At 65.5% G+C, this 12,602-nt stretch carries 16 protein-coding genes; 8 read left to right on the forward strand and 8 right to left on the reverse strand.

The window, feature by feature from the left end:
* Positions 1–25: 25 nt before the first annotated feature.
* The gene (locus V3328_RS12130; protein WP_340329920.1) at positions 26–1,099 is read left to right on the forward strand and encodes a hypothetical protein; all 1,074 of its coding nucleotides are present in this window, start codon (positions 26–28) and stop codon (positions 1,097–1,099) included.
* A 206-nt stretch (positions 1,100–1,305) separates the two neighbouring features.
* Positions 1,306–2,238, forward strand: a complete 933-nt coding sequence (locus V3328_RS12135; protein ID WP_340329921.1) for a ribose-phosphate pyrophosphokinase — start codon at positions 1,306–1,308, stop codon at positions 2,236–2,238.
* 61 nt (positions 2,239–2,299) lie between these two features.
* Here the strand turns inward: V3328_RS12135 and V3328_RS12140 are convergent, their stop codons facing one another.
* The 3 genes from V3328_RS12140 to V3328_RS12150 all read right to left on the reverse strand — a co-directional run bounded on the left by V3328_RS12140 (position 2,300) and on the right by V3328_RS12150 (position 4,114).
* Positions 2,300–2,692, reverse strand: a complete 393-nt coding sequence (locus V3328_RS12140; RefSeq protein WP_340329922.1) for a VOC family protein — start codon at positions 2,690–2,692, stop codon at positions 2,300–2,302.
* Between the two features lie 86 nt (positions 2,693–2,778).
* The gene (locus V3328_RS12145) at positions 2,779–3,477 is read right to left on the reverse strand and encodes an SDR family oxidoreductase (protein WP_340329923.1); all 699 of its coding nucleotides are present in this window, start codon (positions 3,475–3,477) and stop codon (positions 2,779–2,781) included.
* 16 nt (positions 3,478–3,493) lie between these two features.
* A complete protein-coding gene (locus tag V3328_RS12150; RefSeq protein WP_340329924.1) occupies positions 3,494–4,114 on the reverse strand; it encodes a glutathione S-transferase family protein in 621 nt (206 codons plus the stop codon).
* A 181-nt stretch (positions 4,115–4,295) separates the two neighbouring features.
* Here V3328_RS12150 and V3328_RS12155 point away from each other — a divergent pair, with 181 nt between their 5' ends.
* The 5 genes from V3328_RS12155 to V3328_RS12175 are packed head-to-tail and all read left to right on the forward strand — an operon-like array spanning position 4,296 to position 7,661.
* Complete coding sequence (locus tag V3328_RS12155) at positions 4,296–4,955, forward strand: 50S ribosomal protein L25/general stress protein Ctc (RefSeq protein WP_340329925.1); 660 nt, start codon at positions 4,296–4,298, stop codon at positions 4,953–4,955.
* Complete coding sequence (gene pth, locus V3328_RS12160) at positions 4,952–5,602, forward strand: aminoacyl-tRNA hydrolase (RefSeq protein WP_340329926.1); 651 nt, start codon at positions 4,952–4,954, stop codon at positions 5,600–5,602. Before V3328_RS12155 ends, pth begins: the two co-directional genes overlap by 4 nt.
* A 4-nt stretch (positions 5,603–5,606) precedes the next feature.
* Positions 5,607–6,704, forward strand: a complete 1,098-nt coding sequence (gene ychF / locus V3328_RS12165; RefSeq protein WP_340329927.1) for a redox-regulated ATPase YchF — start codon at positions 5,607–5,609, stop codon at positions 6,702–6,704.
* Positions 6,705–6,723: 19 nt separating this feature from the next.
* A complete protein-coding gene (locus V3328_RS12170; protein ID WP_340329928.1) occupies positions 6,724–7,188 on the forward strand; it encodes a MaoC family dehydratase in 465 nt (154 codons plus the stop codon).
* Complete coding sequence (locus V3328_RS12175; RefSeq protein ID WP_340329929.1) at positions 7,185–7,661, forward strand: MaoC family dehydratase; 477 nt, start codon at positions 7,185–7,187, stop codon at positions 7,659–7,661. Before V3328_RS12170 ends, V3328_RS12175 begins: the two co-directional genes overlap by 4 nt.
* Positions 7,662–7,746: 85 nt before the next feature.
* Here the strand turns inward: V3328_RS12175 and V3328_RS12180 are convergent, their stop codons facing one another.
* The 3 genes from V3328_RS12180 to V3328_RS12190 all read right to left on the reverse strand — a co-directional run bounded on the left by V3328_RS12180 (position 7,747) and on the right by V3328_RS12190 (position 10,151).
* Positions 7,747–8,607, reverse strand: a complete 861-nt coding sequence (locus V3328_RS12180; protein ID WP_340329930.1) for a cupin domain-containing protein — start codon at positions 8,605–8,607, stop codon at positions 7,747–7,749.
* A 53-nt stretch (positions 8,608–8,660) separates the two neighbouring features.
* On the reverse strand, positions 8,661–9,449 hold the full coding sequence (locus V3328_RS12185) for an HpcH/HpaI aldolase family protein (RefSeq protein ID WP_340329931.1): 789 nt from the start codon (positions 9,447–9,449) through the stop codon (positions 8,661–8,663).
* Between the two features lie 156 nt (positions 9,450–9,605).
* Positions 9,606–10,151, reverse strand: a complete 546-nt coding sequence (locus V3328_RS12190; protein ID WP_340330058.1) for an adenine phosphoribosyltransferase — start codon at positions 10,149–10,151, stop codon at positions 9,606–9,608.
* A gap of 100 nt (positions 10,152–10,251) precedes the next feature.
* Here V3328_RS12190 and V3328_RS12195 point away from each other — a divergent pair, with 100 nt between their 5' ends.
* Positions 10,252–10,449, forward strand: a complete 198-nt coding sequence (locus V3328_RS12195) for a hypothetical protein (protein WP_340329932.1) — start codon at positions 10,252–10,254, stop codon at positions 10,447–10,449.
* Between the two features lie 10 nt (positions 10,450–10,459).
* Here the strand turns inward: V3328_RS12195 and V3328_RS12200 are convergent, their stop codons facing one another.
* Together V3328_RS12200 and V3328_RS12205 are read right to left on the reverse strand one after the other, a co-directional pair.
* Positions 10,460–11,335 (reverse strand): S-methyl-5'-thioadenosine phosphorylase, encoded by an 876-nt coding sequence (locus V3328_RS12200; RefSeq protein WP_340329933.1) that lies wholly within the window; start codon positions 11,333–11,335, stop codon positions 10,460–10,462.
* A 34-nt stretch (positions 11,336–11,369) separates the two neighbouring features.
* Complete coding sequence (locus V3328_RS12205; RefSeq protein ID WP_340329934.1) at positions 11,370–12,542, reverse strand: transporter substrate-binding domain-containing protein; 1,173 nt, start codon at positions 12,540–12,542, stop codon at positions 11,370–11,372.
* Positions 12,543–12,602: the final 60 nt, after the last annotated feature.

Below are 12,602 nucleotides of genomic sequence, written 5' to 3' on the forward strand. Positions count from 1 at the left end.
AGACAGGTCGACGGTCAGGAGCATGGTGTTCCGACGACTCTTCCGTGGCACGCGCCGCACCAACTGCATCGCCGTGACGATCGTCGGAGTGCTGCTCGCCGGCTGCCAGACCGACGGCGCCACCTCATCGGCAACCGTCCCCGACGGCACGTCTCCGCCAGCCGCCCAGGCGACGCCGGCCACCGACATCGCGCTCGCATTCGAGCCCGTCGTGGGCATTCCCGAGGACCGCGCCACCATTCTCGCAACCGAACTGGGGGCCGGCGCGGCGCAGATGCACCTGCCGATCACCGGTCGCGACAAGCCCGACGTCCGCTTCCGCATCAAGGGCTATTTCAGTGCGGTCACGGAAGGCCGTTCGACCCGCGTCAGTTACATCTGGGACATCTTCGACACCACCGGCGCGCGCGTGCACCGGATCGCCGGCGCGGAAACGGTTCCCGCCGCCCTCCCCGACCCATGGTCGGGTATCCCGGACGAAACGCTCGAAACGATCGCCCGCGCCACCGCCGAGGGACTTCGCCAGTGGATCGACCAGGGGGCGCCGACAACCGCGGTCGCCGGAGATCCCATGCCGGCCGGCGCGACGGCCTCCCTCGAGCCCGTCTCCACGGCCGGCACGCGGGCCGGGCTGACGGAGACCCGTACCATTGCCACTGGCGGTGCGAACCGGATACCCGATGCCGCAACCGCCACGTTGCGCCAGTCCTCGCAGTCCCAGACGACCGCGGCGCAGTTGCCGGTACCGCCGCGGTTCACCTATTTCCTCACAGAAGTGTCCGGCGCGACCGGAGACGGTGCCAAGGCGCTCGCACATTCGCTGTCCGAGCAGCTGGAGGCCGCAGGCGGAGCGCGTGTCGCGACCCGCGACGACGCGGAGTACCTGATAAGCGGCGAGGCGACCATCGCTCCACCGGTCAGCGGAAACCAGGTCGTCGCCATCATCTGGTCGGTTGCCGACACGGAAGGAAACGCCCTCGGCAGCGTCCGGCAGATCGCCCAGTTCGCCCAGGGCAGCCTCGACGACGCGTGGGGGTCGTCGGCCGAGACCGCGGCGGCGTCCGCTGCGTCAGGCGTGCTCGCACTGATGCCGCAATAGCCGGATCCTTGCGCAACGTCGGCTTGGCGCGAACCGCCGCCCGCGTCCGATCCGGCGGTGCCTGGACGGCTGCCAGCCAACGTCTTCTCCGATTCGCGTTTGCGCCTTCTCCGAGGCCTTGCTATTTAGCCCGCGCTGCGCGCCCGCGTGGCGACCGTCGCACATGACGTGGCACCCTCCACGGCTCGGGACCAGAGCATGATCCGATGAAACTCGTCGCAGGCAACTCGAACCGGGCCCTCGCCGAAGCGATCGCCGCCTACCTCAATTCGCCGCTGACAAGATGCCAGGTACGCCGCTTCGCGGACATGGAGGTCTTCGTCGAGATCCAGGAAAACGTTCGCGGCGAGGATGTCTTCGTCATCCAGTCGACGTCGTTTCCCGCCAACGACAACCTCATGGAACTGCTGATCCTGACGGATGCCCTGCGGCGTTCGTCGGCCAAACGGATCACCGCGGTGATACCCTACTACGGCTACGCCCGGCAGGACCGCAAGCCCGCGGCCCGCACACCCATTTCCGCCAAGCTGGTGGCCAACCTGATCACCCGGGCCGGGGCGGACCGGGTACTGACGATGGATCTGCATGCCGGACAGATCCAGGGCTTCTTCGACATCCCCACAGACAACCTCTATGCCTCGCCCGTGATGGTGCGGGACATCAAGGAACGCTTCGACCTGTCGAAGCTGATGGTGGTGTCGCCCGACGTCGGCGGCGTGGTGCGGGCCCGCGGCCTCGCCAAGCGCATCGACGCGCCGCTCGCCATCGTCGACAAGCGCCGCGAACGGCCCGGCGAATCGGAAGTCATGAACATCATCGGCGACGTCGACGGCATGACATGCATCCTCGTCGACGACATCGTCGATTCGGGCGGCACCCTGTGCAACGCCGCCGATGCGCTGATCGCCAAGGGAGCGACCGCCGTCTACGGCTACATCACGCATGGCGTCCTGTCCGGCGGCGCCGTCGCGCGGATCACCGCGTCGCGGCTTTCCGAACTGGTCATCACCGATTCGATCCAGGCGACCGAGGCCGTGCGCGTCGCCCACAACATCCGCCTGTTGTCGATCGCCCCGCTGATCGGCGAAGCGATCGGCCGGACCGCCAGTGAGGAATCCGTCTCGAGCCTGTTCGACTGAGCCGATCGGCGCTTCCGCGCACGGCTTTCCCGACCCGCGTCCTTAAGACACGACGGCCGGTTCAGTCCGGAGCGTAACAGACGGCCTGCAGCTTGTTTCCGTCCGGATCCCGGACATAGGCAGCATAATAGGTGTCGCCGAAATGCGGGCGCGGGCCGGGAGGCCCTTCGCACATGCCGCCATTCCTAAGCGCCAGTTCATGGAAGGCGTGCACCTGCGGCCGCGACTCGGCGACAAAGGCGACATGCGTCCCGTTGCCCCATGTGGAGGGACGTCCGTCCTCCGGTTCGTAGATGTAGATTGTCGGCATGCCGCCGGCGTTTTCGTAGGCCAGCGGCTTCTCCGGCGGCTTGGGCAACCTCTCGAACCCGATCGCCCCGAGCACTGCGTCGTAAAACGCGGCAGAGCGGGCCTTGTCGTTGGTGCCCAGTGTGATGTGACTGATGATTGCCATGGCAGCCGGCGTCCGATTTCCGTCGCGTTGGCGTCCTTTTAGAAGCCCTCTGCTGACATCGTTGTGTCAGCAGGGCTTTCCGTTCGTCACGATTGCGTCGGCGGCGTCGGCCTCACCAGGACTTCCGAAACGCTGACATTCGGCGGCTGCGACACGGCGTACATGATCGATGCCGCGACATCGTCGGGCCGCAGCGCGTCGGGCTTGGGCGTTTCGAAGAAGGGCGTATCGACCATTCCGGGTTCGATCAGCGTGCAGCGTACTCCCGTCCCCTCCAGCTCTTCCATCAGGTTGTGGCCGAGCCCGGTGACGGCCCATTTCGTGGCCCCGTAGATCGACCCCTTCAACGGCATGCGGCCGGCCCGCGATCCCAGCAGCAGAATGTGCCCGCGCCGCTTGCGCAGTTCCGGCAGACAGACTTTGGCCGTCAGGGCACAGCCGTAGAAATTGGTGCGGATCATGTCGCGCCAGTTGGCCGGGTCGCCGTTCTCGATTCCCGCTGATGTTGATCCGACCCCGGCATTTGCGAGGACGACGTCGATCCGCCCGAACGCGTCCAATGCGGCGGCCGCCATCGCCTTCTGGTCGTCAAACTCGATCACGTCGCATTGCACCGCCAGCGCCCGGTCGGGGCCGCCCAGTTCCTCGACCAGCGCGGCGAGCTTGTCGATCGACCGCGCCGCCAGCACGACCCGGAACCCGGCCTTCGCAGCATGGCGAGCCGTTGCCGCGCCGATCCCGGAGGAGGCTCCGGTGATCAGGAATACCCGGTCTTCTTCAGTCATCGTCTCTCCCGTGAGTTCAGGTTATCGGCATCATCACCTGCACCCGGAAGGCCGGGCGCTCGGTGAGACGCTGGTACCACGCTTCAACGTTGGGCAGCGAGGGATGCTCGATGTTGAGACCGAAATACCGATAGGTCGCGCAGCCGATCGGGATGTCGCCCATGGTCAAGCTGTCACCGGCGACGAAGTCCCGGTCCGCCAGCGCTGTGTCGAGGATGGCAAACTGCCGGGCCAGATCCGCCACGCCGGCCGCGATCGCATCGGGATTCCGATCCTCGCTCCTGGTCCGGATCAGTTGCCAGAACACCGGGCGAAGCGACGGGACGATAACGGATTCCATCCACTCCATCCAGCGATCGGCGTCGGCCCGCACCCGCAGATCGTCCGGCCACAGACGGCCGGCCGAGTGCCTGGCGCAGAGATACCGGACGATCGCATGAGATTCCCACAGCACGAAGCCGTCGTCGTCGATCGTCGGCACCAGGCGATTCGGGTTGAGCCGGACATAGTCATCGGTGTCGACGAACCCGTAGACGCCGCCGGCATCTATGCGCTCGTGGGGGAGACCGAGCTCCTCGACGGTCCACATGACCTTCTGTACGTTGATCGAGCTGTTGCGACCCCAGATCCGGAGCATGCAGATCGTCCCCTTGCACAAGATGAGCCAGGACAGAACTGCATATCCGCTCGGCGTTGTCATCCGCGAAACTTGATTGTATAAGCTGGCCTGCGTGCCCGTCCGCACCCCTGGAGGAGACGGGCTTTTGACATGCGCCGGCCCAGCAAGGTCGGCCGTTTCGTTTCGAGGAGAGATCACGATGTCCGCGACCGTTTCGCTCAAGGCGGCGGCGCGCGAACGGGTCGGCAAGGGGGCCGCCCGTGCAGAGCGCCGCGCTGGACGAATTCCCGCCGTTATCTACGGCGGCAAGGAACCTGCTACCCCAATCACACTCGACTTTCGCGACATCAGCCTGCGGCTGCGCGGCGGTCACTTCCTGACGACCGTCTTCGAGATCGAGGTCGACGGCAACAAGATCCGCGCCCTGCCGCGCGACGTCCAGACCGATCCGGTCAAGGACTTCCCTGTCCATGTGGACTTCCTCCGCCTGACCAAGGGCGCCAAGATCTCGGTCGAGATCCCGGTCACCTTCCTCAACGAAGAGGATTGCCCCGGTATCCGCCGCGGCGGCGTGCTCAACGTCGTGCGTCACGAGATCGAGGTGATGGCTCCGGTCGATGAGATTCCCGACGAGATCGTCGCCGATCTGGCCGGCCTGGACATCGGCGACTCGCTTCACATCTCCGCAATTGCCCTTCCCGAAGGCGTCGAGCCCACGATCACCGACCGCGACTTCACGGTCGCCACGATCGCCGCTCCCGCGTCGCTGAAGAGCGAGGAAGAGGAAGCGGAGGAAGCCGAAGCCGCCGAGGCCGAGGCCGAAGAGGAAGCGGAGGAAGACGGCGACACCGAAGAGTGATCGCCGTCCGGCCCGCCGGAGTGGTGATCGGACCCATGGTGCTGATGGTCGGTCTCGGCAATCCCGGACCGAAATACGCCGGAAACCGCCACAATATCGGCTTCATGGCTGTCGACGCCATTGCCGATCTGCACCGCTTCGCGGGCTGGCGCAGCCGCTTTCAGGGACAGGTCGCCGAGGGCAACCTCGGCGACTCCAGGGTGATGCTGCTCAAGCCGATGACCTGGATGAACGAATCCGGCCGGGCCGTCGGCGAGGCAATGCGCTGGCTGAAGCTTTCGCCCGCTCAGGTGATCGTGTTCTACGACGAACTGGATCTGGTGCCGGGCAAGGTGCGCGTAAAGACCGGCGGCGGGGCTGCGGGTCACAACGGCATCCGCTCCATCACCGCCCATATCGGCCCCGACTTCCGCCGTGTCCGGCTCGGCATCGGCCATCCCGGCCACAAGGACCGCGTGCAGCGACATGTCCTCTCTGACTTCTCCAAGGCAGATAAGGACTGGCTCGGCCCGTTGCTCGTGGCGGCGGCCGACAGTGCCGGCATGCTCGCTGCGGGTGACGATTCCGGATTCATGAACAAGGTGGCGCTTGCGCTCGGCAGCCAGGAGAAGGCCGCTTCTCGCAAGGCCGGACAATCGGGGGCGTAGCCGGATGGGCTTCAGGTGCGGTATCGTCGGACTACCGAACGTCGGCAAGTCGACACTCTTCAATGCCCTCACGCAGACGGCGGCCGCGCAGGCGGAGAACTATCCGTTCTGCACCATCGAGCCGAATGTCGGCGAGGTCGCCGTCCCGGACCCGCGCCTGACGGAACTGTCGCGGATAGCAAAGTCCGCCGAGATCATCCCGACGCGACTGACCTTCGTCGACATTGCCGGCCTCGTGCGCGGCGCATCGAAGGGCGAGGGCCTCGGCAACCAGTTCCTCGGACACATCCGCGAAGTCGATGCCATCGCCTTCGTCGTCCGCTGTTTCGAGGATGGCGACGTGACCCATGTCGAGGGGCGCATCGACCCGATCGCCGACGCCGAGACGATCGAGACCGAGCTGATGCTCGCCGACCTGGACAGTCTGGAGAAGCGGATTCCCGCCCTCGAAAAGCGCATCCGGGCCAACGACAAGGAAGCCAGACTCGCGTTCGATCTGGTCAACCGCTCGCTGGCCGTCCTGCGTGAGGGCCGGCCGGCCCGGCTCATCGAGTTGAAGGACGAGGAGCGCAAGGCCTTCGATGCATTGAACCTTCTGACGTCCAAGCCGGTGCTCTACGTGTGCAACGTGGACGAGGGATCGGCGGCCACCGGCAACGAGCTGTCGAAGACCGTCGAGGCGCGCGCCGCTGCCGAGAATGCTGCCTGCGTGGTCATCTCCGCAAAGATCGAGGCGGAAATAGCCTTGCTGCCGTCGGCAGAGCGCGCGGAGTTCCTGGAGACGCTGGAGCTCGAGGAACCGGGCCTGAACCGGCTGATCCGCGCCGGATACGGGCTTTTGGACCTCGTCACCTTCTTCACCGTCGGGCCCAAGGAGGCCCGCGCCTGGACGGTCCATCGCGGCGCCCGGGCGCCGCAGGCTGCCGGCGAGATCCACACCGATTTCGAGAAGGGCTTCATCCGCGCCGAGACGATCTCCTACGACGATTTCGTGCGGCTGGGCGGCGAGGCCGGTGCAAAGGAAGCGGGCAAGATGCGTCTCGAAGGCAAAGACTACGTCGTCCAGGACGGCGATGTGATGCATTTCCGCTTCGCGGCGTAGTCAGGGCGGAGGGATGTCGATGAGCAACAAGGCCTTCGAGGATTTCACTCCCGGCGATGTGGTGGAGTTTCACCATGTTACCGTCACCGAGGACGACATCATCGACTTCGCAACCGACTGGGATCCGCAGCCGATGCACCTCGACGAGGAGGCAGGCAAGGCGAGCATCCTGGGAGGACTGACGGGGTCGGGCTGGCACATGGTCTGCCTGCTGATGCGCGGCATGTGCGATGGCTTTCTGCTCGGCTCGACATCCGCCGGATCGCCGGGCGTCAACGAAATCCGGTGGTTGAAACCGCTCCGGCCGGGCGACGAGCTGACGATGCGCTACGAGGTGATGAGCGCCCGTACGTCGAAGAGCCGGCCCGGTATCGGGATCGTCCATTTCAAGTTCGAGACGATAAACCAGAACGGGGAGACCATCATGACGATGGACAATCCCATCATGTTCCGCCGCCGCGAGACTGCGGAGGCGGGCTCGTGACCTATTTCGAGGACGTGGAACTTGGCGACGGCGCCGAACTCGGGCGCCATACCTTCGCCGCCGAGGAAATCATCGCCTTTGCCAGGCGATGGGACCCCCAGCCGTTTCATACCGATCCGGTCGCCGCGAAGGACAGCCTGTTCGGCGACCTGTGCGCGAGCGGATGGCATACGGTCTGCACCTGGATGCGGCTGAACGTCGAAGCCTCCGAGCGTCTCATCGCCGAGGCAAGGGCAGCCGGCGGCCCGATCCCGAGGTTCGGCCCGTCCCCCGGCATTTTCGACCTCAAATGGCCGAAGCCGGTCTTCGTCGGCGACACGATTTCCTACAGATGGACGTTCGTCGAGAAGCGCGAGACCAACTCGCGGCCGGAATGGGGGCTGCTGACCTACCTCGCCGAAGGCACCAACCAGGACGACGAGCCGGTGATGACGTTCAACGGCCGTTTCTTCATGGGCCGCCGCCCGGAATAGCCACCGGAACTCCGGTCAGGACAAAAGAACGGCGGCGACCGTTGTCGCCGCCGTGCCAGTCGGCTGCGGGAGGGAGTTCAGATGCTCAGTTCTCGGGCGGCATCGGATATTCGTCGGCATTGAGGACGATGCCCGGCTTCTTGGAGAAGTCGATGCGCGGCGGCGAGAAGATATCGACGAACAGCATCGGGCCGTAGCTGATCTTCCGCGAGGTGTGGATCAGTCCTGCGGGAATGATCAGCACCGAGGGTGCGCCGTACTCGCCGTGGTCGTCTTCGCGCCACTCGGACATCTTCTTCGTCCAGGGATAGCGCAGGTGGTGCATGTAGGTGCCGTCCAGCACCAATGACCCCTGCTCGAAATCGTCGTGCCAGTGCGGCGACAGCTTTTCGGTGTCGCGCGGCTCGTCGAACGGTTCGAACATGTTGATCATCAGGCTGCGGCTGCGGAACAGGCGCGAGGGCATCGCCGCGCTGTCGCCCATCTCGTACTCGTCGAGCGGGTAGTGGCGAAGCTTGTACCCGCCTTCCGGCATCGGCCAGGGCTCCAGCGGGGCGCATTCCGGCGCGCCGTCCGAATACAGGTCGGCATTGATCGCCTTCGCGCAAAGGTCCTCCGCCTCCTTCGAGAACACGCGGGCCACGCACCCGCCGTTCTTGAAGGTGATGGAACTGGGTCCCGGCGGGATGATGGTGACGGAGTACTCGCCGGCCTCGACCTGGTCGTTGCCGGCGGTGACGGTGGCGGCGACACCGCGCGGCAGGATCAGGACGTACTCGTCCGGATTGTCGTCGCGGGCCAGGACCGCTTCCTCCGAAACCTGGGAGACGGCCACGAGGAAATTCGCGCCGCGGGTCAGCCAGGTGCGGCTGCCCTCCTCGTCGGTGATCTGCGGCGGCTGCGCATAGTGCCTCGCCTGGGTTGCCTCGCGAACTGCTGCGTTCATTACCGTCTCCCTTCGCTTTTGCCTGGTGCGGCCCGGGGACCGCGCCGAATTCGTTATCTGTTCAGTTCCGCCATGTCCGCGAGTGCCTTGCCCGCGGCCTGCCGCATGAAACCGTGATCGGACGAGACGATGAAGGCGCTGGCGCCGAGCGAGGCGAAGTCCTCGGCCTCCGCCTTGCCGCCGACCATGATGCAGACCGTCTTGCCGGCCGCCGTCACCGCCTTGATGATCTTCTCCGCCGCCTGCCGCACCACCGGTGCGTCCATACCGGGCGCCTGGAACGCCGCGGTGAGATCGCCGCGACCGACGAAGAAGCCGTCGATGCCATCGACGGCGACGATGTCGTCGATCACGTCGAGCGCCTCCGGGTCCTCAATCATCGCGATCACCGTCACGCCGGAATCCTGCGCCTCGGTATGCTCGGCGAACCCCATGGCGCCGTAGCGGCCCGCCCGCGTGGTATTGGCGAAGCCGCGCTTGCCGCCGCGATAGCGGCAGGCGGCGACCACGTCCTGCGCCGTCTCGACCGACGACACATGCGGCACCAGCACGCCGGTCGCCCCGTCGTCGAGGACCGACAGGATGGTCGAGGCGGTGGCATCCGGGACGCGAACGATGCCCGCGGTCCCCGAGGCGCGCGCCGCCAGCAGGCCGTAGCCCGTCGTGGTCCGGTCGAACGGCGCGTGCTCGCCGTCGATCACGACGAAGTCGAAGCCCATGTCGCCAAGGACTTCGATCGTCTGGGGCGCCGGCGTCTTAATGAAGGTGCCGACGACGGTTTGGCGGGCGAGGAAGCGTTTGCGAAACTCGGATGCCGGAGGGCGCGGTGCGGAATTCGCCATGATCTCCCTGTTCGTTTCGTACAAGAGAACGGTATCTTGTCTTTCGCAACAATTAGCGAACTGCCGGCGAGCCGGTCAAGAGCACGTTCTCTTCATTCTATCTGACGAAATTGCCGCAGAAATCCGTCGCGGTGCGGCGGGCCGCCGGGAGCGGCCCTACTCGCCCTCGAAGCCGACGAGCGTATGCACCGTGACGCCCTTGCCGCGCAGCCGGGCGGCGCCGCCGAGATCCGGCAGATCGATGATGAAGCAGGCCGCGACGACCTCGCCGCCGGACTTGCGGATCAGATCAATGGCCGCATCGGCCGTGCCGCCGGTCGCCACCAGGTCATCGACGAGCAGCACCCGGTCGCCGGGCTGGATGGCGTCGGCATGGATCTCCACCGTGTCGACGCCGTACTCGAGCTCGTAGTCCTGGCCGATCGTCTTGTACGGCAGCTTGCCCTTCTTGCGGATTGGGATGAAGCCGAGCCCCAGTTCGTGCGCGACGGCGCCCCCCAGGATGAAGCCGCGCGCCTCGATACCGACCACATGGACGATATCCGCGCCGAGAAACGGCCAGATCAGTTCGTCGATGGCCGCGCGCAGTCCTGCCCGGTCGGCGAGCAGCGTCGTGATGTCCCGGAACATGATGCCGGGCTTCGGATAGTCCGGGATCGTCCGGATGAGTCCGCGCAGGTTGAGCCCGGCCCGGGTATTGATAGGCTCGTTCACCGTCGCCTGTCCTTCCGCTGATCCTGTGCTTGCATTCGTGACATGTATCGAACGACGCTTCATCACCCGTTCGACTCAGGAGGCAGGAATGGAACCCGGTACCCGCGTGACGCTCACCGACATCGAAATCCCCTTCGCCCGTCTCGTCGTCATCTTCATCAAATGGGGACTGGCCGCCATTCCCGCCGCCATCATCGTCTCGCTGATCCTGTCGCTCGTCATGTTCGTGCTGGGGGGCCTATTCGGAGGCATGGGCATGATGATGCGCGGTTTCGGCAACTTCTGAGCGCCGGCCCTCAGACCCCCAACACCCGCCCGGCCACCGCGTCCAGCTTCTTCAGAAGGTCCGGATCGCGGGCGTCGGGCGGCGTGATGATTGCCGTTTCGAGCGCCAGGTCGGACCCGATCGGGCACGGCGGGTGCTCGCGGGGAAAATCTCGCGCCAGGCGGGCGATCAGACGGCGCGCCTTCTCGCCGTTGTCCGCCACGGTCCTAAGGATGGAGGGAACGTCGACGTCGCCGTGGTCGGGATGCCAGCAGTCGTAGTCGGTGACCATCGCCACCGTCGCGTAGCAGAGTTCGGCTTCGCGGGCGAGCTTGGCCTCGGGCATGTTCGTCATGCCGATGACATCGCAGCCCCAGGACCGGTAGAGGTGCGATTCGGCGAGCGTCGAGAATTGCGGTCCCTCCATGACCAGGTAGGTACCGCCCCGCCGGACGGGTATGTCTTCGGCTTGCGCTGCCGCCTCGACCAGATCGGCCAGGCCGGGGCTGACCGGATGGGCAAACGACACATGGGCCACGCAGCCGGTTCCGAAGAAGCTCTTTTCGCGGGCGAAGGTCCGGTCGATGAACTGGTCGACCAGCACGAAGGTGCCCGGACTGAGTTCGTCGCGAAACGAGCCGCAGGCGGAGATCGAGACAACGTCGGTGACGCCGACCCGTTTCAAGGCGTCGATATTGGCCCGGTAGTCGATCTCGGTCGGTGGGATCCGGTGGCCGCGCCCGTGCCGCGGCAGGAACACCATCTCCAGCCCGTCGAGCTCACCGAAATGCAGGAGGTCGGACGGCTCCCCCCATGGTGTGGGAACATGTTCCCAGCGCGGATTGGCCAATCCCGGCAGATCGTAGAGTCCCGACCCGCCGATGACGCCCAGTCTCGATTTCGCCATGCGCTTTCCCCTGCCCCAGGCCTGCGGCCGGCTGCTAGTTGCCCGGCCTTTCACCAAGGTATCTTGCCCGAAATTCCTCGACTTCGTTGCCTTCGAAAGCATCGAGGATCTGCAGCGTCACGGCCCGCGTGAGTTCGGACTTCTGTGACACGCCAAACCCGTACTTCTCGGGCTGGAATATCGGTCCGACCACGCGAACCGGATCTTCCGGATTGGTGAAGGCATAATACTCGAGATTCGGCGCGTCCCCGACCACGGCATCGATCCGGCCCCGCAGAAGCGCGGAGACAGCCTCGTCGATGTCGGCATACGAACTCACCGCGATACCATTCTCTTCGGCAAACTCTTCCGCCGTGCCTCCGGCCAGGACGCCGATCGTCTTGCCGTAGAGGTCGTCGGCGTTCCTGATCTGGTTGGTCAGGGCGATTGTCGTCATCACGCTCGTCACCGTCGAGGTGACGTATGCCAGCACCGCCACGCCGCACACCAGCCACAGCGCCGACCAGATGCGCCCGATCCAGCCGAACAGGTTCTTGCGCGACATCCGGCCGGTCGTCGCCACGGACATCACCGTATAGAAGCTTTCCGCGACACCGTCCCGCCAGCGGGTGGGGAAGCTCGTATCGAACCTGCGATCGAATATCGTCAGCAGGATCGTCGCTACGACGATGACGAAGGCAATCCATGCATAGGCGCGCAGAAAGCCGGCATCGCGGAGGCCCTGTACCATCGCCCAGAAGCCGGCGCCCTGGTTTTCGTCGATCATGATGCGCAGGCCCGCATCGAACCAGGGCTGCGTAAAGTCGATCCGCTCCGCCCGCCGCTTGTTGATGGTCAGATTGGTGACGGCGGCATCCACCTCGCCTTCGGCGGCCATGTCGACCAGATCCCGCACGGTCGGCGCGACGACATATTCGGATTCGATCCCCAGACCTTCGGTGACCGACTCCCACAGGTCGAATGCCATGCCGGCGTACCCGTCGCCGTCCCGCATGACGAAGGGCGGGCTCAGGTAGAGGCCGACCCTGATGGAATTCGATGGCGAGGCGGCGGAGTCCGGAGACGCCTGGACCTGCGCCGGCTGTTCCGCCGCCGGTTCGCCCTGGTCCTGGGCGAACGTCTGGCCTGACGGAAGTGTTGCTGCAACGCAGATGAACCAGAGCCATACGAGAAACCGCAATCCGGTCCGGATCCTATGATCGGACATGACATTCCTTCCTTGCTGGACACCGACTTGGCGAATCAGCCCGAAGAGTACCGCACTCGA

It is taken from the genome of Microbaculum marinum (assembly GCF_037855135.1).
GTDB lineage: Bacteria > Pseudomonadota > Alphaproteobacteria > Rhizobiales > Tepidamorphaceae > Microbaculum > Microbaculum marinum.

Bases quoted from the DNA above. Each gene is read 5' to 3' on its own strand.
- V3328_RS12135 (WP_340329921.1), top strand. From the start codon at position 1,306: ATGAAACTCGTCGCAGGCAACTCGAACCGGGCCCTCGCCGAAGCGATC.
- V3328_RS12140 (WP_340329922.1), bottom strand. From the start codon at position 2,692: ATGGCAATCATCAGTCACATCACACTGGGCACCAACGACAAGGCCCGC.
- V3328_RS12145 (WP_340329923.1), bottom strand. From the start codon at position 3,477: ATGACTGAAGAAGACCGGGTATTCCTGATCACCGGAGCCTCCTCCGGG.
- V3328_RS12150 (WP_340329924.1), bottom strand. From the start codon at position 4,114: ATGCTCCGGATCTGGGGTCGCAACAGCTCGATCAACGTACAGAAGGTC.
- V3328_RS12155 (WP_340329925.1), top strand. From the start codon at position 4,296: ATGTCCGCGACCGTTTCGCTCAAGGCGGCGGCGCGCGAACGGGTCGGC.
- ychF (WP_340329927.1), top strand. From the start codon at position 5,607: ATGGGCTTCAGGTGCGGTATCGTCGGACTACCGAACGTCGGCAAGTCG.
- V3328_RS12170 (WP_340329928.1), top strand. From the start codon at position 6,724: ATGAGCAACAAGGCCTTCGAGGATTTCACTCCCGGCGATGTGGTGGAG.
- V3328_RS12180 (WP_340329930.1), bottom strand. From the start codon at position 8,607: ATGAACGCAGCAGTTCGCGAGGCAACCCAGGCGAGGCACTATGCGCAG.
- V3328_RS12185 (WP_340329931.1), bottom strand. From the start codon at position 9,449: ATGGCGAATTCCGCACCGCGCCCTCCGGCATCCGAGTTTCGCAAACGC.
- V3328_RS12195 (WP_340329932.1), top strand. From the start codon at position 10,252: ATGGAACCCGGTACCCGCGTGACGCTCACCGACATCGAAATCCCCTTC.
- V3328_RS12200 (WP_340329933.1), bottom strand. From the start codon at position 11,335: ATGGCGAAATCGAGACTGGGCGTCATCGGCGGGTCGGGACTCTACGAT.
- V3328_RS12205 (WP_340329934.1), bottom strand. From the start codon at position 12,542: ATGTCCGATCATAGGATCCGGACCGGATTGCGGTTTCTCGTATGGCTC.